Annotated in this window: 18 protein-coding genes; 5 read left to right on the forward strand and 13 right to left on the reverse strand. The window is 64.2% G+C overall.

Annotated features, from left to right (window positions below; translation table 11 throughout):
- The first annotated feature begins 19 nt into the window (after positions 1-19).
- Complete coding sequence (locus RIU96_RS01620; RefSeq protein WP_136649659.1) at positions 20-718, forward strand: AAA family ATPase; 699 nt, start codon at positions 20-22, stop codon at positions 716-718.
- Complete coding sequence (locus RIU96_RS01625; RefSeq protein ID WP_136649660.1) at positions 715-1,434, forward strand: AAA family ATPase; 720 nt, start codon at positions 715-717, stop codon at positions 1,432-1,434. Before RIU96_RS01620 ends, RIU96_RS01625 begins: the two co-directional genes overlap by 4 nt.
- A 99-nt stretch (positions 1,435-1,533) precedes the next feature.
- On the opposite strand, the gene rplI is transcribed toward RIU96_RS01625, so the two are convergent.
- From rplI to RIU96_RS01665, 8 genes are all read right to left on the reverse strand, one after another.
- Positions 1,534-1,986: a 50S ribosomal protein L9 gene (gene rplI / locus RIU96_RS01630; protein ID WP_136649661.1), complete on the reverse strand. Its 453-nt coding sequence runs from the start codon at positions 1,984-1,986 to the stop codon at positions 1,534-1,536.
- Between the two features lie 57 nt (positions 1,987-2,043).
- A complete protein-coding gene (locus RIU96_RS01635) occupies positions 2,044-2,622 on the reverse strand; it encodes a single-stranded DNA-binding protein (protein ID WP_311205064.1) in 579 nt (192 codons plus the stop codon).
- Positions 2,623-2,674: 52 nt separating this feature from the next.
- On the reverse strand, positions 2,675-2,962 hold the full coding sequence (gene rpsF, locus RIU96_RS01640; RefSeq protein WP_186309930.1) for a 30S ribosomal protein S6: 288 nt from the start codon (positions 2,960-2,962) through the stop codon (positions 2,675-2,677).
- 133 nt (positions 2,963-3,095) lie between these two features.
- Positions 3,096-3,506: a hypothetical protein gene (locus RIU96_RS01645; RefSeq protein WP_259898262.1), complete on the reverse strand. Its 411-nt coding sequence runs from the start codon at positions 3,504-3,506 to the stop codon at positions 3,096-3,098.
- Between the two features lie 54 nt (positions 3,507-3,560).
- Positions 3,561-3,758 carry a hypothetical protein gene (locus RIU96_RS01650; RefSeq protein ID WP_136649665.1) on the reverse strand — a complete coding sequence of 66 codons (198 nt, stop codon included), beginning with the start codon at positions 3,756-3,758 and terminating at the stop codon, positions 3,561-3,563.
- Entirely contained in the window at positions 3,755-5,113 is a 1,359-nt protein-coding gene (locus tag RIU96_RS01655; protein ID WP_258562549.1) for a glycosyltransferase family 87 protein, read from the reverse strand. The genes RIU96_RS01650 and RIU96_RS01655 overlap by 4 nt, the downstream gene beginning before the upstream one ends.
- A gap of 138 nt (positions 5,114-5,251) precedes the next feature.
- Positions 5,252-7,486, reverse strand: a complete 2,235-nt coding sequence (locus RIU96_RS01660) for a transglycosylase domain-containing protein (RefSeq protein ID WP_144317685.1) — start codon at positions 7,484-7,486, stop codon at positions 5,252-5,254.
- 111 nt (positions 7,487-7,597) lie between these two features.
- Complete coding sequence (locus RIU96_RS01665; protein ID WP_136649668.1) at positions 7,598-7,969, reverse strand: DUF5318 family protein; 372 nt, start codon at positions 7,967-7,969, stop codon at positions 7,598-7,600.
- A 67-nt stretch (positions 7,970-8,036) separates the two neighbouring features.
- Between RIU96_RS01665 and RIU96_RS01670 the strand changes: the two genes are divergently transcribed.
- Genes RIU96_RS01670 through RIU96_RS01680 form a run of 3 tightly spaced genes read left to right on the forward strand, consistent with a single transcriptional unit; the run spans position 8,037 to position 10,042 of the window.
- Positions 8,037-8,528, forward strand: coding sequence for a MarR family winged helix-turn-helix transcriptional regulator (locus RIU96_RS01670; protein WP_136649669.1), 492 nt, complete (start codon positions 8,037-8,039; stop codon positions 8,526-8,528).
- A gap of 49 nt (positions 8,529-8,577) precedes the next feature.
- The gene (locus tag RIU96_RS01675; RefSeq protein WP_136649670.1) at positions 8,578-9,546 is read left to right on the forward strand and encodes a universal stress protein; all 969 of its coding nucleotides are present in this window, start codon (positions 8,578-8,580) and stop codon (positions 9,544-9,546) included.
- A 10-nt stretch (positions 9,547-9,556) separates the two neighbouring features.
- Positions 9,557-10,042: a hypothetical protein gene (locus RIU96_RS01680; RefSeq protein ID WP_144823355.1), complete on the forward strand. Its 486-nt coding sequence runs from the start codon at positions 9,557-9,559 to the stop codon at positions 10,040-10,042.
- Here RIU96_RS01680 and RIU96_RS01685 read toward each other — a convergent pair.
- From RIU96_RS01685 to RIU96_RS01705, 5 genes are all read right to left on the reverse strand, one after another.
- A complete protein-coding gene (locus RIU96_RS01685) occupies positions 10,039-10,938 on the reverse strand; it encodes an oxygen-dependent tRNA uridine(34) hydroxylase TrhO (RefSeq protein ID WP_136649672.1) in 900 nt (299 codons plus the stop codon). The genes RIU96_RS01680 and RIU96_RS01685 overlap by 4 nt on opposite strands.
- Before the next feature lie 40 nt (positions 10,939-10,978).
- The gene (locus RIU96_RS01690) at positions 10,979-11,866 is read right to left on the reverse strand and encodes a 3-hydroxyacyl-CoA dehydrogenase (protein ID WP_006841264.1); all 888 of its coding nucleotides are present in this window, start codon (positions 11,864-11,866) and stop codon (positions 10,979-10,981) included.
- A complete protein-coding gene (locus tag RIU96_RS01695) occupies positions 11,867-12,562 on the reverse strand; it encodes a PIG-L deacetylase family protein (protein WP_144779524.1) in 696 nt (231 codons plus the stop codon). It abuts the gene before it with no gap.
- A 26-nt stretch (positions 12,563-12,588) separates the two neighbouring features.
- Complete coding sequence (locus tag RIU96_RS01700) at positions 12,589-14,082, reverse strand: DUF1846 domain-containing protein (RefSeq protein ID WP_311205066.1); 1,494 nt, start codon at positions 14,080-14,082, stop codon at positions 12,589-12,591.
- 128 nt (positions 14,083-14,210) lie between these two features.
- Complete coding sequence (locus RIU96_RS01705) at positions 14,211-16,418, reverse strand: malate synthase G (RefSeq protein ID WP_311205067.1); 2,208 nt, start codon at positions 16,416-16,418, stop codon at positions 14,211-14,213.
- Between the last annotated feature and the right edge of the window lie 31 nt (positions 16,419-16,449).

Genomic DNA, 16,449 nt, shown 5'->3' on the forward strand with positions numbered 1-16,449 from the left:
GCGCCCTACAATGGGCCCCATGTTTGTGGACAAGGTACGCATCGCCGGCGAGCCCGGCGGCTACCTGTCCTCGCTCGATGTGGTGCGCTCGCTTATCGACGCCCCCTTGCAGCTGACCACCCCCATCACCATCATCACCGGTGAGAACGGCGCTGGGAAATCCACCCTCATCGAGGCAATCGCGGCAGCGGTGGGGGCCAACCCGGAGGGCGGGTCGCGCAACGCGCGGTTTTCCAGCGTGTCGAACTCCGTCTCCTCCCTCTGGGAGCACCTGGTGATCACCCGGTCACGAAACCCCAAGGACGTCTACTTCCTGCGCGGTGAGACCTACGCGCAGCTTGCGGAATATCACGCATCGCTTGCTGGCGACCCGCTTTCTAAAATCACCCGGCTCAGCCACGGGCAGGGGCTGATGGAGATCTTCCGCAACCGCTTCGGCCCGGAATCCCTGCTCATCCTCGACGAGCCCGAGGACGGGTTGTCCGTGTTCGCCCAGCTCGAGCTGCTCGGCATGGTGTACCACCTCGCAGCGTCGGGCGCGCAGATCCTCATGTCGACCCACTCGCCTGTGCTGCTCGGCATTCCCGGCGCGAGCCTGCGCGAAGTCGGCCCCGGGGGCATCACCTCCGCCGTTTTCGACGAAACCGAGGCCGTGCGCGCGTGGGAGGAATTCATCGCCGACCCCGTCGGCACAGCGAAGTTCATGGTGCAGCCATGAGCGACGGCCCCTTCATTCGGGCGCTGTGCATGCGCGCCGACCCCATAGCGCCACCCTGGCTCTTCGACGCCGCCGCCGTCCGGCACCTGCGCGAGCGTGGGCGCCTCGAGCTATCGCACCCCATCACGGTGATCACCGGCGACAACGGCGTGGGCAAGTCCACGCTGCTCAACGCCATTGCGCGCGGATACGGCTTCGACGTAACCGGCGGCGCCTACGGCGACGGGCTGCCCGGCGAGCGCGACGTGCTCTTTCACGCGGTGCGCGTCGAATGCTCGACGAGGCCCAAGCAGGGCTACTTCCTGCGCGGGGACATGCACTTTGCCCAGGCAACCAGGCTCGGCAGCGACGGCCCGGGAGTGAAAAACCTGCACCACATGTCGCACGGTGAATCCATCCTGGAGATGGTCCAAGCCTTCATCCCCGACGGGGTGTACTTGCTCGACGAGCCCGAGGCGGGCCTGTCCGCCGTGCGTCAGCTCGCGCTGCTGTCTTACCTGCACGCCCTGGCTGAGCAGGGTGCGCAGATCATCGTGGTCACCCACTCGCCCATCCTGCTGGCCATCCCGGGCGCGCACCTGATCGAGATCAAGCACGACGAGCTTGTCGACGGCGCCGAGCTCGAACGCACCGACGCGCTGCGCGCCATGCGAGATTGGCTGGCGGACCCGGTCGGTGTGGCCCAGTTCATGATTGACGTCACGGCGGCGTCGTAAAGCAAAAAAGCGCGGGCCCCACTCCTCACAAGTGGGACCCGCGCTTAAAATGCTGTTGTCGTTGGACCGCTGGTTGGGCGGTCGTCGTCAAGCTGCGTGCTAGGCGCTGACGACCTCGAAGTTCACCTTGCCCTCCACGTCATCGTGGAGCTTGACCTTGACCTGGTAGCCACCGGTCTTGGTCACAAGACCCTTCGGCACCTCGATGCGGCGCTTGTCCAGGTCCGGGCCGCCGGCAGCCTTAACTGCGTCGGCGATGTCGGCGGGCTGCACGGAACCGAACAGCTTGCCGGCCTCGGAGGTACGAACCTTGACCTGCACGCCGGTGAGCTGGTCGAGGGTGTCGCGCAGCTCCTTCGCGTGGTCCAGGTCGCGCACCTGGCGGGCAGCCTGTGCGCGCTTGATGTCTTCGATCTGCTTCTCTGCGCCGCGGGTGGCGGGGATAGCCAATCCGCGCGGAAGCAGGAAGTTGCGTCCGTAGCCGCCCTTGACCTCGACGATATCGCCGGGCTCGCCAAGCTTGTCAACGGCAGCGGTGAGGATCAGTTTCATGAATCCTAACCTTCCTAAAGTTGAAAATGGGGATGTGTGTAAACGGGGTTCAAGCGTTTAGAACGGGGGCTCGTCGTCCATCCCACCGAAGCCACCTGCCGGCGGCGCGGAGTTCCACGGATCATTCTGCGGCGGCTGGTTGCCGCCCCTGTTGGCCTGGCCCTGCTGGGAGTTCCCGCCGGAGAAACCGCCTTGGTTTCCACCGCCGAAGCCTCCTTGGTTGCCGCCGCCCTGGTTGCCGCCGCCGTATCCGCCGGAGCCGCCCTCACGCGGTGTCCGGTTGACGCTAGCTGTCGCGTACTTCAGGGAGGGGCCGACCTCGTCGACTTCGACCTCGAAAACGGTACGGTTTTCGCCCTCGCGGGTCTGGTAGGAACGCTGCTTCAGGCGGCCGTTGACAATCACGCGCATGCCCTTGGTCAGGGACTCGGCGACGTTTTCGGCTGCTTGACGCCAGACGTTGCAGGTCAAGAACAGCGCCTCGCCGTCCTCCCACTGGTTTGTGTCACGGTTGTACGTGCGCGGGGTGGACGCGATGCGGAAGTTTGCCACTGCGGCACCGCTGGGGGTGAAGCGTAGTTCCGGGTCGGCAACAAGGTTGCCGACAACGGTGATGGGGGTGTCTCCCTGCGCCATGTTCTTGAGCCTTTCGAAGAAGTGACTGTTTGGGTAACGAGCCTATCCGCTCTTACTTGTCGGTGCGCAGAACCTTCGTGCGCATGACACCTTCGTTGAGGTTCAGAACGCGGTCGAGCTCTGCAACTGTCTCGGCAGAGCAGTCGAGGTCAACGACGGCGTAGACGCCCTCTTCCTTCTTGTTGATCGGGTAGGCAAGACGGCGCTTACCCCACACATCAACTCTTTCAACCGTGCCGTTGTCCTTGCGGACGATCTCCAGGAACTTATCCAGGGACGGGGCAACGGTGCGTTCATCCTGCTGCGGATCGAGGATAATCATTACTTCGTAGTGACGCACGGACCTCATCACCTCCTATGGTCTGTTTATGGTTTCGGCCATCGCCGATTAGCGATGGCAGGAGGGTCGTTGCGTCAAGCAACCCCCCCAGCCTACAACACGCAGGTGGAGGGGCAAAATGCGTAACGACGCCCTAACGGTCGACGTTGGTCACCGTTCCATCGGGCAGGATATAGATCTCGATGCCCTGGAACTCGATCTCGTAGTAGCCGTCGTCGTAGTCGACCTCGACGCCAGCCTCGTTGTTGTTCGCGGCCTGCAGGACGCGGTCAACCTCGGCTTCGGTCACGCCTTCGTCGGCAAGCTCCTGGCGAGCCTCGTCCGTGTAACCGGAAACGCTCGCGGGAAGCTGCGCGGCGCGCTGCTCGGCAGCCTGGTTGCTGTCCGCGCCGGCCGGGGTGGCGGGCGCCGGGGAGGAGACGACCTCGGTGTTCTGCTCCGGGGTGGCGGTCACGGTGACCGTGGAGTCCTCAGCGGGCGTGCCGCACGCGACGAGCGCAGCGGAGGCGACGGTGGCAAGTGCTGCTGTGAAAGTGCGTTTCATTGGTGTCCTCTTTCTCTCGGGGGCACGTTCATCAACCCACCTTATGTATAAACTCTAGTAAATACCGGGATTGGGGGCGGCGACGAACACCGCGAGGATCACCGGAATAACCGTGACGAAGACGAAAGCGGCGATGCCCAGGCCCACCGCGAGCCCGGTGCGACGGCCCTTTACTACCGCCAGAAACGCGGCTGCGATCAGGGCGAATCCGATCACGATGGACGCGATGCCGAGAACAGTTGGTGTGGTCACGATGCCACCTTCTCACGGTCCCACTGCTCTGGCGTCGTCAAGAGCGGGTCGTGCCCGTTGTGCGCCTCGAGGACCTTGTCGCGGCGCCGGCCCAGCATCTGCATCACGACAAGCACCATCATCGCGATGATCAGTCCGTCTCGGGCGAGGACGACGATGTTGAGGAACTCCCCAGGCAGGCCCTTGTTATCGGTGCCGAGCATGTGCCACATGAGGATCGGCCAGACCAACATGTCCACCGTCATCCACGTCGCCAGCAACCGCCAGTGCGGCAGAGCAAGCACCGCCGGCACGACCAGCCACAGCGAGTACTGCGGGCTCCACACCTTGTTGAACAGCAGGAAGAACGCGACGGTGAGAAACAGGATCTGCGCCACCCGGGGATCACGCGGGGCGAGCAGCCCGATCACTGCGGTGGCGACGCACCCGGAGATAAAAAGCACCAGCGTCACGGTGTTGAGGATGGTGGGAGTGCCGTCGCCCGAATCGAACCCAGACCAGCCGAACGCCCGCGAGGCGACGGCGTAGATGGTGGTCCATTCCCAGGAGCGCTCGGTGTTGAGGCGCTGGAACTCGCCCCACGCGTCGGGGTTGCGCAGGTACACGGGCAGGTTCACCACGACCCAGCTCACAACCGCCGCGGTGATCATCTTCGCCAACGGCACCCACTGCCGCTTACGTATTGCGAGGACCAAGTAGGCGCCAAGGACGAACAGGGGCCACAGCTTAAACGCGGTGCCGAACCCGATGAGCGCCCCGGCCAGCCAGAACCTCTTATTGCGGGCGGCGAGCAGCGCCGCGACGAGGAAGAAGATCGACGGGATGTCCCAGTTGGTGAACGCGTGCATAATCACCAGCGGGGAGGCGGCGACGAGCAGGGTGTCCCACACTCGGTTGCCGGCGAGCTCCGCGACGATGCGGGCCGTGATCACCCAGATCACCGCCAAGACCAGCGCCGTGAGGTAGAAGTACCAGCCAGCCTCGGGCAAAACGCGCTGGGCAATGAAGTAGGTGGTGCGCGCGATAAACCCCATGATGTTTTGGAAAATACCGGCGAGCACGGGGTACTCCATGTAGCGCGTTAAGTCGCCCTCGGTCCAGGAAAAGTCGTAAACAAACCCGGGTTGATCGAGGCCGCGCCCAGCGTACAAGGGGACGATGTCGTTGTAACAAAACGAGGTGTACTGGCGGTTTCCACTCCAGTTGAGCTCGAGCCCCCCTGACTCGCCCGGTCGACCCCAGGCGCAGTTTGCCTTCGCCAGCGCGGCGAACCCGAGAAAGACCCAGGCGACGGCCACGATAGCGCGCAGCGGCGACCAAAACTGCGCCCGGCCGAGCGGCGTGTGAGCACCCATCGGCCCGCCGAGAAACCCCACCCAACCGTGGGCGAGGGGTTCACTGCGCCCAGGTTGGACGCGGCCATCAGGCAAGGGCCAGCGACCCCGAGAGGGCGTACGGGTTGTGGTTTGTGTCTGGTATCCCACGGTGCGGCGCTACCCCAGGACGTCGTTGAGGAAGTCCTGGACCGGTTCCGGTAGGGCGGGCGGCGGCGGCAACGGCGCCGGCGCGGGTGCGGGTGCGGGAGCCGGCTCGGGCGCCGGTGCTGGGGCGGGGGCGGGCGCGGGTGCAGGGGCCCGCTGGACCGCTCCCCCGCCAGTGCCGTAACCAGAGCCATAGCCGCTGGAACTACCACCCGACCAGCGGGAGCCACCTAGGCCCACGCCGCCGCTGTACGGGTTAATGCCCCAGTACACCGGCGTGGCTTCGGGGAAGTCGACAACCTCACGGTTTTGCAGCGCGGAATCCATGACGTCTTTCCAGATCTTTGCTGGAGTGTTGGAGCCGTACATGTTGCCGCCCCACTCGTTGAAGATCGCCGAGGTGTTGTCGGCGGTACCGACCCAGACTGCGGTCGCCAGCTGCGGGGTCGCGCCAACCATCCAGGCGTCCTTGTTGTTGCCGGTGTCACCCAGCTGGGCGGTGCCGGTCTTCGCAGCGGCCGGACGGCCGCCAGCCAGGGTGGCGTTTGAGTAACCCACGACGGTCTGCAGCGCCTCGTTGACGTTGTCCGCCACCTGCTGCGCCACGCCACGCTCCACATAGCTGTTGTCCATCTCAAACAGCACGTCGCCCTGCGCGTCCACGACGCGCTCGACAAAGTAGGTCGGGTGGTGCGAACCGCGGTTCGCCAGCGTCGCCATCGCCGTCGCCATGTCGAGCACGCGCGACTGGTACTGGCCCAGCACGATGCCCTCGTACGGCTGGCCGCCGTTCTCGCGCAGCGTCACCGGAATACCCGGGATGGAACGAGCGACACCGAGCGCGTGGGCCATATCGGCGGTGTCCTGGGTGGTGTTGTCCAGCTCGTCTTGGATGCGCAGGTAGGCGGTATTGGATGAGGTCCGAGTCGCCTCAGTCATGGAGATGATTCCCCCGCCGCCGCCGTGCCAGTTGGTAACAACGTTGTTGCCCGGCAGGGTCACCGGCGAGGAATCGAAGGTGGCCGTCAGCGGGATGCCCTGCTGCAACGCCGCGGCGAGCGCGAAGATCTTAAACGTCGAACCGGTCTGCAACCCGGCGTTGGCGTAGTCCCAACCGCTGGGGTCGTCGCCGCCGTAGTAAGCACGCACCGCACCGGTAGCCGGTTCGATCGAGACTAGGGCCGCGCGGGCGTCGTCCTGCAAGCTGGCAAGCCGGTCGCGGGAGACCTGTTCTGCCTGGGCCTGGATCGCGGCGTCAATCGTGGTGGTGATCTGCAGGCCTCGGTTGGTCACATCGTCTTCGGTGATGCCGATCTCTTTCAGCTCTTCCATCACCTGGTTCTTGATCAGGCCGTTCGCGCCGGTGGCCTCGGTGTAAGCAGAGTAGGTCGCGGGATCGCGGGTCCGAGGGTACTCCAAGGTGGCGCGCTCCTGGGGCATCATCTCCCCCATCTCGACCATGCCGTCCATCACGTAGTTCCAGCGGGACTCGGCACCCTCGGGGTTGTTCCAGGGGTCGAGTTGGCTCGGAAGCTGAATGGATGCGGCGAGAACACCCGCCTCTTCGACGGTGAGCTCGCTCGCCGGCTTGTCAAAGAAGGCGTGCGCAGCCGCCTCGATGCCGTAGGCGTTGCGTCCGAAGTAGACCGTATTCAGGTAGGCGGCGAGGATGTCCTCTTTCTCCCACTGGTTGGTCATCTTGATGGAGTAAACAAGTTCTTTGGCCTTGCGCTCGTAGGAATGCTCGTTGCCCACTAGGGCGTTTTTCACGTACTGCTGGGTAATGGTGGAGCCGCCGCCAGCGGACGAGTTGCCGGTGAGCTGGCCAATCGCGGCGCGGGCGAAGCCTGTGAACGAGAAGCCGGAGTTGGTCCAGAAGTCACGGTCCTCGGCGGCGAGGACGGCGTTCTGCACGTGCTCGGGAACTTCCTCCAGCGGGATCTGCACGCGGTTGCCTTCCGCGGGCACCGTGCGCGCAAGCTCGGTAACCCCGTCGGAGAAGTAGATCGTCGAGATCTGGGCGGTGTCGATCTCCCCGGGCTGGGGGATGTCGACCTTCGCGTACTGCCACGCGAACCAGGTGGCCGGAATCGCCGCGAGCAGCAGCACAAAGAGAAGAGCTGCGAGGAGCCACTGCTGTGTGCGGGAGCGCTTAATGCTATCGAGCGATACTCGACGGCTCGATCCGGCCTTGACGTCGCCCTCGTTGCCAGTTCCCCCGGTCACACCATCTTCGATTTTTGACACGTGAATTCCCTGCGCGTTTCCTCCCTCATGCGCCCGTGGTGCAGACGAATGGGGGAACTTACCTCGAACCGTTTATTTGTTAGGGGACAGATTACTGGCTTTGTCGCCAAATCACACTACTGGGAAAGCTGTGACTTCCCTCAGCAGGTGGTTCCAGCGGCAGTGCGGGCACACTTCCACAACGTGGACAGACACCGGGCCGACCTCGCTGACGATGCGATCGATCTCCTCCGAACTGCGCGCGGTCCCAGACCTGCGACCCAAGTTTTCGCCGTGAATCCATTTCACTTCGCGCATATCTTTAGCGCAGATGGGGCACGGACGCGCGGCATCGACACCGTGGTGCTCGGCAGCGGCACGCAGCAGAAAGTCGGCGTCACAGACCTCCTCAAGCGTCAAACGCCCTGCCGCATAATCTTTGAGTATTGTGCGCCGGCGCCACTCGTGAGATACTTCTCGGCTATAGACGAACACGCTTTTCATCGTACTCGGCGGGAGAAGTGTTACGATCTCCACATAATTGGTTTCCCCTACATAAACTGAGGAACGTATGGCACAAAACGACTCTGCGGAGAACGACGACCAAAACACACTGGACGCGTACGACATTGCCGAGCGAATCCGCCCCGCTATGACGAGCTTGTACGTCATGTACTTCCGCAACTCACAGCAGTCCGACCTCACCGGGCCCCAGCTGTCCATTATGACCAGGCTCAAAGAGGACGGGCCGAGCCGCATCAACCGTCTCGCCGAGTCCGAGGGCGTGCGCATGCCTACTGCCTCGAACACCGTGAACCAGCTGGAGAAGCGCGGGCTCGTCCGGCGCAACCGCGACGAGGCAGACCGCCGTGGCGTGAGCGTCGAGCTCACCGCCGAGGGGGAGGCGGAGCTGCTCCGCGTGGGTGATGAGCGCACCAAGTACCTCAGCGAGATGCTGAGTTCCCTTCCGGAAGAACACCTGCGCAAGCTCGACGAGCTCGCAGACATTGTCAACATTCTGGCCGAGAACTACGTTAACGGGCCAAATTCGGGTTCTGATTAACCCCCACCTATGATGAAGGTCACCTTTACTTCAACTCAAGGTCACCTCAATGTCACTGACGCCCAATCCACCGCAAGGTTCGTGGACTGTTGACTCCGACAGTCCACTGCGTATCATCGCTGGGTGGAGCGACAAAGACACCGAGGCACTTCAGCTCGCCTGTTGGATCGGGCGCTCCGTGCCCATCACCGTCCAGGTCGTCGCCCCCTCACCGGCCACCTGGAAGGCCCTCGGCCCGCCCAGCGGGAAGAAGTTCCGCAAATGGCTGCAGCGCGAGTCGGATGAATACTCCAACCGGGCCCGCTCGGCTCTGAAATCGCAACTCGGTAAGGAGCAGTGGGCGGATGAGCCGGCGCGCATGGCGGCGTCGTCAAGCGATAGCTCCTCGCTGATCGAGGTCGCGCGCGACTTTGGCGCCGATGTCGTCGTGCTCGGCTCGCGCTCGGCAAGGCCGAAGGGCACCTTCCTCGTCTCCACAGTCGCCGATTCGCTTCTCGACGCCAACTCCCTGCCTCTGGTCGTGGCCCCGCGCCACCCGAAGCTGTCCAAAAAGGGCATCACCCGCATCACGTACGTCTACCTCGGCTACGACGGCTTCGACTACCCCGCTGGCCTGCATCAGGCGGCGCGGATCGCGGCGCGCCTCGGGGTGCCCATCCGGTTGCTCGCCATGTCGCCTGACAACCTCTCGGGCGCGGATTTCGACGCCAACATCAACACCCCGAGCGACTTCGCCGAGTGGTATGAAGCCGCCCTCGGGCACCTCGATGTGGCCCGCGACACCGTCTTCGAGGCAGCGTCGCAGGCGCCGGGGGCGACCGTGGTCGAAGTCGACGTCGCCGTCGACCATGGGTGGAAGCGCGCGATGCACTCCGTGAAGTGGAAGAAGGGCGACCTGGCCTGCTTCGCTTTCCGGCGCCAAAGCCAGTTCAAACGCGTCTTCTTCTCCGGCCCCACGTCGGAGTTTCTGCGGCACTGCCCCGCCCCCTCCCTTATTTTTCCGCCGTCGACTGCGTAAGGTCGTACCCATGAAGGACGAGGACTACGTGGAGCACCCGGAGAATTTCCCCTCTTCCCCCACTGATCGCTACAACCGCGTGCGGCCCGAGCCACGCTCGTTCGACGAGCTCGCGGCGGGGCCTGACCCGGTCGCGGTGAAGGAGCGCAACAGGGCGTCGACACGCCAGGCGATTTTTTACGCCGCGGGGGTCGTGATTGCGACCTTCGCCGTCGCTTTCGTGTTGGCGCTGATCTCGCGCCTGCAAGGCGGCCCGCTTTGCGACGCCGGGCAGGCAACGTGGCTGTGCACACAAAGTTGGCGCACGTGGTGGGCGCTGGGCTCCTCCATTGTCCCCATCGTGGGGCTGCTCGGGTGCGCGGTGATCATGGTGCGCAAGCTCAACCGCTACGAGCGCTGGGTGCCGTGGATGGGCGTGTTTTGGCTGCCGATTGTTCCCTTCACCATGTGGTGGCTGACGGTGACCGTCGGCATCATCGCGCTCGATTCCGTCTAGGCGACACCGCTTCGCGCCGCGGCGCAGTCCGCGCAGTAGGGATTCTCGGCGCGGCAGTTCTCGCAGCTTAAGTACTGGCTGCGGCAGTCCGGCTCAGCGGCACAGTTGTAGAACTGGTTTGTCGCAGCCGCGCAATGCACGCAGTGACCCAGCTGCACGTAGGCCGGGTCGCCTGGGGCGCCGAACTCGGTGTGCATGCGCTTGTCAAAGACGTAGAGGGAGCCTTCCCACAGGCCTGAATTGCCGTACTTCTCGCCGTAGCGCACGATGCCGCCGTCGATCTGGTAGACCTCCGTAAACCCCCGGTTGATCATCAGACTGGAGAGGACCTCGCAGCGGATGCCGCCTGTGCAGTATGACACCACGGGCTTGTCCTTCATCCAGTCGTACTTCCCGGATTCCAGCTCGCTGATGAAGTCGTGGGTTGTCTCGACATCCGGCACGACCGCGTTTTTAAACCTGCCGATCTCCGCCTCGCGCGCGTTACGCCCGTCGAAGAAGACAACCTCGTCGCCCCTGTTGGCCACGAGCTCGTTGACCTGCTCAGGCGAGAGGTGGGAGCCTCCGCCGACGACCCCGTGCTCGTCCACTTTCAACTCCCCGGGGACACCGAAGGAGACGATCTCCTCGCGCGCCTTGACGCTGAGCTTGGGGAAGTCGTCCTTGCCGCCCTCCGACCACTTGAACTCAATGCCGCGGAAGTACTCCTTGGTCTTCCTGGCGTAGGTTTTACACGCGCCAATAGGGCCGCCCACCGTGCCATTGATTCCGTCCTTGGACACGACGATGCGGCCGTGAAGGCCCAGCCCCTCGCACAGGTCCCGCTGCCAGAGCCGGACAGCGTCCGGATCCGCGATGGGCTGGAACTTGTAGTACAGGAGGATCTTGCTCGTCATACCCTGATCCTAGGGCATGGTGCGAGCTAGTCCTTCAGCCCTACTTGTCGTAGGTGTAGAAGCCCTGCCCGGACTCGACGCCGATGTGGCCCGCGGCGATCATTTCCTCGAGGATGGAGGAGAACTTGTCCTGCCACTCCTCCTTGTTCCCCTGTGCCCGGCCCACGGCGAGAACCGTGCGCAGGCCGACGATGTCCATGATCTCGAACGGGCCCCTGGGCGATCCCGTGGAGTTGCGCCAGGTCCGGTCGATGTCGGCAGGCTCGGCGATCTCGTTGGCCAGCAGGTACTGGCCAGCCTTCAGCCACGGCACGAAAAGGGTGTTGAGGATGTAACCGGGCTGCTCCTTCTTCAGCTTCACGGGCACCATGCCGATCCGCTCAGCGAAGTCGACGAGGACGTCCACGTACTTCAGGTCCGTGCCGGCGTGAGGCATGATCTCGGCCGTGTTCTGGATCCAGATGTTGTTGGCGAAGTGAAGCGCCAGGAACCGCTCCGGAGAGGAAACGGCGTCCGCGAACTCGCTCGGGAGAAGTGTCGAGGTGTTGGTGGCGAAGATGGTCGCATCCGACGCCGCCGCGCTGGCGCGCCCGAGCACGTCTCGCTTGATGTCGATGTTTTCGGGCACAGCCTCAATGATGAGGTCTGCCTCGCGCACGGCCTCCTCGAGGTCGGTGGTCTGGGTCAGGCGTGCGCGACCCTCGGTCATCGACTCCTCAGTGGCGTCGTCGAGGTCGGCCACAATCCGGGCGCCGAAGGCGTCGAAGCGCTTCGCCGCCGCCGCGAGGGCATCATCGTTGATGTCCCAGGAGACGACGTTGAATCCGCGGAAAGCTGTAACGAGTGCGATCTGTGCGCCGAGAACGCCGGCGCCGAGTACTGTAACGTTTTTGATGTCCATGCCTGAAATGGTACTCCTCTTTTTCATTTATAGCTGACGGGACGCAAACGTGATCGCGTACTGCGTACCCGCCACCTCTCCGCCCTGCTCAGCGGCCCCGCGGACGATTTCCTCGGGGCTCGCGTGGTCCGGCAGAACCTCGAGGTACTGCCGGTGCGACCGCAGACTGGCGATACCGCGGGCGATGTCGCGCTCGCTGACCTCCACGCCGCAGGTCGGCTCGGGGTGGTTGGCAATGAGCAGTGTTTTCGCCTGGTGCTTCTCCCCCAGCTCCGGGAAGAGCCACTCGTTGCCCGCATCGCGCGCTGCGTCCACAGTGGCCAGCCCCGCCGCGCGGTGATCCGCCTGGTTGAGCCCCCAAGGCGCCATCACGTCGAAGTTCTGGGTCACGATGATGGACGGCTTCAGCCGGCGGTTGTAGCCGGCGATCGCCTTGCGCAGCTCGAGGCCGTGCTCGAGCAGGCCGTCGGGGAAGTCCAGCAGAGTGAGCTCCCGCACCCCCACCTGATCGCAGGCGTCGCGCTGCTCCTTCGCCCGCACCTGCGCGGTCTGCGCGGGCTCCATCCCCGAGATGCCGGCCTCGCCGTGGGTGAGCAGAAGGTAGTTGACCTCTATCCCCTCACTCGCCCACTTTGCGACGGCCACCGACGCGCCGTACTCCATGTCATCGGGGTGGGCGACGACGGCAAGGACGGTGTCTTCGGGGGTGAGCTCTAGTTTCATGGGCCCGCGCCTACCCATTTCCGCGCCTATTTCTTGTGGTAGAGCGCCTTCTTCCAGTACTTCGGCTCGGAGGTGACCAGCACACCGAGGTTGCGGAAGATGCCTTCGTCCACGGACCCGAGGATGGTGGTGGTGTGCGCGTCGCAGCCGCGAAGCTGCGGCAGCTGCTCCAGCGCGCGGGCGGCGTCGGGGTTGCGGGCGGCCGAGGCGGACAGGGCGATCAGCACTTCGTCCGTGTGCAGGCGCGGGTTGGCAGAACCGAGATAGGTGGTCTTGAGCGACTGGATCGGCTCGATCGAGTCCGGCGAGAGCAGGTGGACGTCGTCGTCGATGTGGGCCAGCTTTTTGAGTGCATTGAGCAGCACCGCGGCGGACGGGCCGAGCAGGTCCGACGTCTTGCCCGTGACGATCTCCCCGCTGGGTAGCTCCAGCGCGGCACCGGGGTTGCCCGTCGCCTCCGCCACCTCGAGCGCCGGCGTCACCACGGTGCGCATGGACACCGTGCACTCCGCTTTGCGCATCACGTTGGAGATGCGGTCGGAGAAGGTCGAGTCGCGGTCGGTACGGCGCTCGTCGACAAGCTCTTTGAGGTAGCGGCGGATAATTTCCTGCTCCGCCGCGTGGCGGCAGGCCGCGTCGTCCGAAATGCAGTAGCCCGCCATGTTCACACCCATGTCCGTGGGCGATTGGTACGGCTCCTCCCCGGTCACCTCCTTGAGCAGCGATTTGAGCAGCGGGAAGACCTCGATGTCGCGGTTGTAGCTGGACACCTTCTCCCCGTAGGCCTCGAGGTGGTACTGGTCGATGACGTTGATGTCATCCAGATCCGCGGTAGCGGCCTCGTAGGCGAGGTTGACCGGGTGCGACAGCGGCAGGTTCCAGATGGGAAACGTCTCAAACTTGGCGTAACCGGCGGGGATACCGCGCTTGTGCTCGTGGTAGACCTGCGACAGGCACGTGGCCAGCTTGCCGGAGCCCGGGCCCGGCGCGGTCATGACAATGAGGTCCCGGCTCGTCTCCGCGTACTCGTTGAGCCCGAAACCTTCGTCGGAGACGATCCGCGCCGTGTCGTTCGGGTACCCGGGGATAACCCGGTGGCGCGACACCTTGAGTCCCAGGCGCTCGAGGCGCTCGACGAACGCCTCGGCCGGGGCGTTGCCGGGCTCGAGCTGGGTGACAACCACGTTTTCCACCAGGAATCCCCGTTCGCGGAAGACGTCGACAAGGCGCAGCACGTCGTCTTCGTAGGTGATGCCGAGATCCGCGCGGATCTTCTGGCGCAGGATGTCCTGGGCGTTGACGCACACCATGATCTCAACCTCATCCTTGATGCGCTCGAGCATGGCGATCTTGTTGTCCGGGGTGAATCCGGGCAGGACGCGGGAGGCGTGGTGATCGTCGAAAAGCTTGCCCCCCATTTCCAGATACAACTTTCCACCTACATCTGCACGCCGGGCACTGATGTGCTCCGACTGCATCTCGATGTACTTGTCTCGGTCAAAACCAATGGTGTACGGCATATACCAGTCCTTTCGCGTGGCAACGACAGAAGTCTAGCGCGCACGCGTGACGATGCCCGCACCCGACGACCAGGATATTGGTCGCCTTACAGGTGCGGGCGTTGGCCTAGGCGTCGAGAAGCGGGTGCTTAAGCGATACCGTGAATGGCCTTGAACTCGCGGCGCTTTGCGTGCAGGATCGGCTCGGTGTAACCCGACGGCGACTCGGTGCCCTTCAGGATCAGGTCCTTTGCGGCCTGGAAGCCCACGGACTGATCGAAGTCTGCGGCCATCGGCAGGTAGTTTGCATCCCCAGCGTTCTGCTCGTCGACGACCTTCGCCATGCGCTCAAGAGACTCGATGACCTGGTCCTCGGTGACCACGCCGTGGACCAGCCAGTTAGCCAGGATCTGCGAGGAGATACGCAGCGTGGCGCGGTCCTCCATCAGGTCGACGTTGTGGATGTCCGGGACCTTGGAGCAGCCGACGCCCTGTTCAACCCAGCGCACCACGTAGCCGAGGATGGACTGGCAGTTGTTGTCCAGCTCCTCGCGCTTTTCCTCATCGGACCAGTTGTCACCCTCGGCGACCGGCACCGTCAAGATGTCGCGCAAGCTGTCGCGGCGGCCGGCGGCGCGCAGCTCCTCCTGCACGTCAAACACATCAACCTGGTGGTAGTGAGTGGCGTGCAGGGTCGCACCCGTCGGGGACGGAACCCACGCGGTGTTCGCACCCTCCTTGGGCTGGCCGATCTTCTTCTCCACCATCGCGGCCATGTGCTCGGTCTCGGCCCACATGCCCTTGCCGATCTGGGCGCGGCCCGGCAGGCCGTGCTCGATGCCGGCATCGACGTTGTTGTTCTCGTAAGCCTGCTTCCATGCGGCGGTCTGCAAACCGGCCTTGCGCACGAACGGGCCCGCGTACATGGAGGTGTGGATCTCATCGCCGGTGCGGTCCAGGAAGCCGGTGTTGATAAACACCAGGCGGTCTGCCGCGGCGTTGATGCAGGCATCGAGGTTGACGGAGGTGCGGCGCTCCTCATCCATCACGCCGACCTTGACCGTAAAGCGCGGCAGTCCGAGGATCTGCTCGACGCGGTCGAAGATCTCGTTGGTGAAGGCGACTTCCTCCGGGCCGTGCTGCTTCGGCTTGACGATGTACATCGAGCCGGTGCGCGAGTTGCGGTGCGGGTTGTCCTCGCGCAGGCCAGGAATGGCGGACGCGACGGTGATGATGCCGTCGAGCAGGCCCTCCGGCACCTCCTCGCCGTCGACGAGGATCGCCGGGGTGGTCATCAGGTGGCCGACGTTGCGGCATAGCATCATCGCGCGGCCGTGGAGGCGAACCTCCTCGCCGTCCTTGGAGGTGTAGAAGAGGTCGTCTTCCTGGGTGCGCTCGAAGGACTTGTCGCCCTTAGCGACGGTCTCCGAAATGTCGCCCTTGTTCAGGCCGAACCAGGTGGCGTAGGCCGCGGCCTTGTCCGAGCCGTCGACCGCGGCGGAAGAGTCCTCGAAGTCCATGATCGAGCTCACGGCCGCCTCAAGCACGACGTCCTTGACGTGAGCCTTATCGCCCTTGCCCACCGGGTGCTCCGCATCGATCTGGATCAGGATGTGCAGGCCGTTGTTGCGCAGCACGATCGCCTCGGGGTTCTCAACATCACCCTGGTAGCCGACGTAGACCTCGGGGTTGGCCAGCGCAACTTCGCGGCCGTCGACCGTGGCGGAGAAGCTGCCGCCGGAGACGGAGTACTTCTCCACATCGGCGTGGCTTGCACCGTCAAGCGGGACGGCCTTGTCCAGGAAGTCGCGGGCCCACGCGATGACCTTGTCGCCGCGCACCGGGTTGTAGCCCTTGCCCGGCTCTGCGCCACCGTCCTCAGAAATAACGTCGGTGCCGTAAAGGGCGTCGTACAGCGAGCCGAAGCGGGCGTTGGCCGCGTTGATGGCGAAACGCGGGTTGGTAATCGGCACAACGAGCTGCGGACCGGCGACCTCAGCGAACTCGGAGTCGACGTTCTCGGTGCGGATCTGGGTCTCGCGCGGCTGGTCGACGAGGTAGCCGATCTCACGCAGGAACTGCTCGTGCTGCTTCGGATCAGGCTGGCCCGGGTTAGCGCGGTAGTACTCATCAAGCTGGCGCTGCAAGTCATCGCGGCGCTCGAGGAGGGCCTTGTTCTTCGGGGTCAGGTCCGCGAAGTAACGCGCGGTCTCAGCCCAGAAAGTGTCGGCGTCCATCCCGATCTCCGGCAGGAGAGAGTTGTTGACGAAATCGTGCAGGGGCTTAGCGACCTGGAGGCCGGCGACCTCAACGCGTTCGGTGCGGTCTTCGTGGGCGCTAAACGTAGGCGTAGTCATAAAATGCGCATTCCTTTCGGCAGTGTTGCTG

This window comes from Corynebacterium sp. Z-1, from assembly GCF_031844665.1.
Lineage (GTDB): Bacteria > Actinomycetota > Actinomycetes > Mycobacteriales > Mycobacteriaceae > Corynebacterium > Corynebacterium sanguinis.

Coding starts and splice junctions, on each gene's coding strand:
- RIU96_RS01620 (WP_136649659.1), top strand. CDS start 20: ATGTTTGTGGACAAGGTACGCATCGCCGGCGAGCCCGGCGGCTACCTG.
- RIU96_RS01645 (WP_259898262.1), bottom strand. CDS start 3,506: ATGAAACGCACTTTCACAGCAGCACTTGCCACCGTCGCCTCCGCTGCG.
- RIU96_RS01685 (WP_136649672.1), bottom strand. CDS start 10,938: ATGACGAGCAAGATCCTCCTGTACTACAAGTTCCAGCCCATCGCGGAT.
- rplI (WP_136649661.1), bottom strand. CDS start 1,986: ATGAAACTGATCCTCACCGCTGCCGTTGACAAGCTTGGCGAGCCCGGC.
- RIU96_RS01680 (WP_144823355.1), top strand. CDS start 9,557: ATGAAGGACGAGGACTACGTGGAGCACCCGGAGAATTTCCCCTCTTCC.
- RIU96_RS01635 (WP_311205064.1), bottom strand. CDS start 2,622: ATGGCGCAGGGAGACACCCCCATCACCGTTGTCGGCAACCTTGTTGCC.
- RIU96_RS01670 (WP_136649669.1), top strand. CDS start 8,037: ATGGCACAAAACGACTCTGCGGAGAACGACGACCAAAACACACTGGAC.
- RIU96_RS01700 (WP_311205066.1), bottom strand. CDS start 14,082: ATGCCGTACACCATTGGTTTTGACCGAGACAAGTACATCGAGATGCAG.
- RIU96_RS01675 (WP_136649670.1), top strand. CDS start 8,578: ATGTCACTGACGCCCAATCCACCGCAAGGTTCGTGGACTGTTGACTCC.
- RIU96_RS01625 (WP_136649660.1), top strand. CDS start 715: ATGAGCGACGGCCCCTTCATTCGGGCGCTGTGCATGCGCGCCGACCCC.
- RIU96_RS01665 (WP_136649668.1), bottom strand. CDS start 7,969: ATGAAAAGCGTGTTCGTCTATAGCCGAGAAGTATCTCACGAGTGGCGC.
- RIU96_RS01695 (WP_144779524.1), bottom strand. CDS start 12,562: ATGAAACTAGAGCTCACCCCCGAAGACACCGTCCTTGCCGTCGTCGCC.
- RIU96_RS01655 (WP_258562549.1), bottom strand. CDS start 5,113: ATGGGTGCTCACACGCCGCTCGGCCGGGCGCAGTTTTGGTCGCCGCTG.
- RIU96_RS01705 (WP_311205067.1), bottom strand. CDS start 16,418: ATGACTACGCCTACGTTTAGCGCCCACGAAGACCGCACCGAACGCGTT.
- RIU96_RS01690 (WP_006841264.1), bottom strand. CDS start 11,866: ATGAAAAAGAGGAGTACCATTTCAGGCATGGACATCAAAAACGTTACA.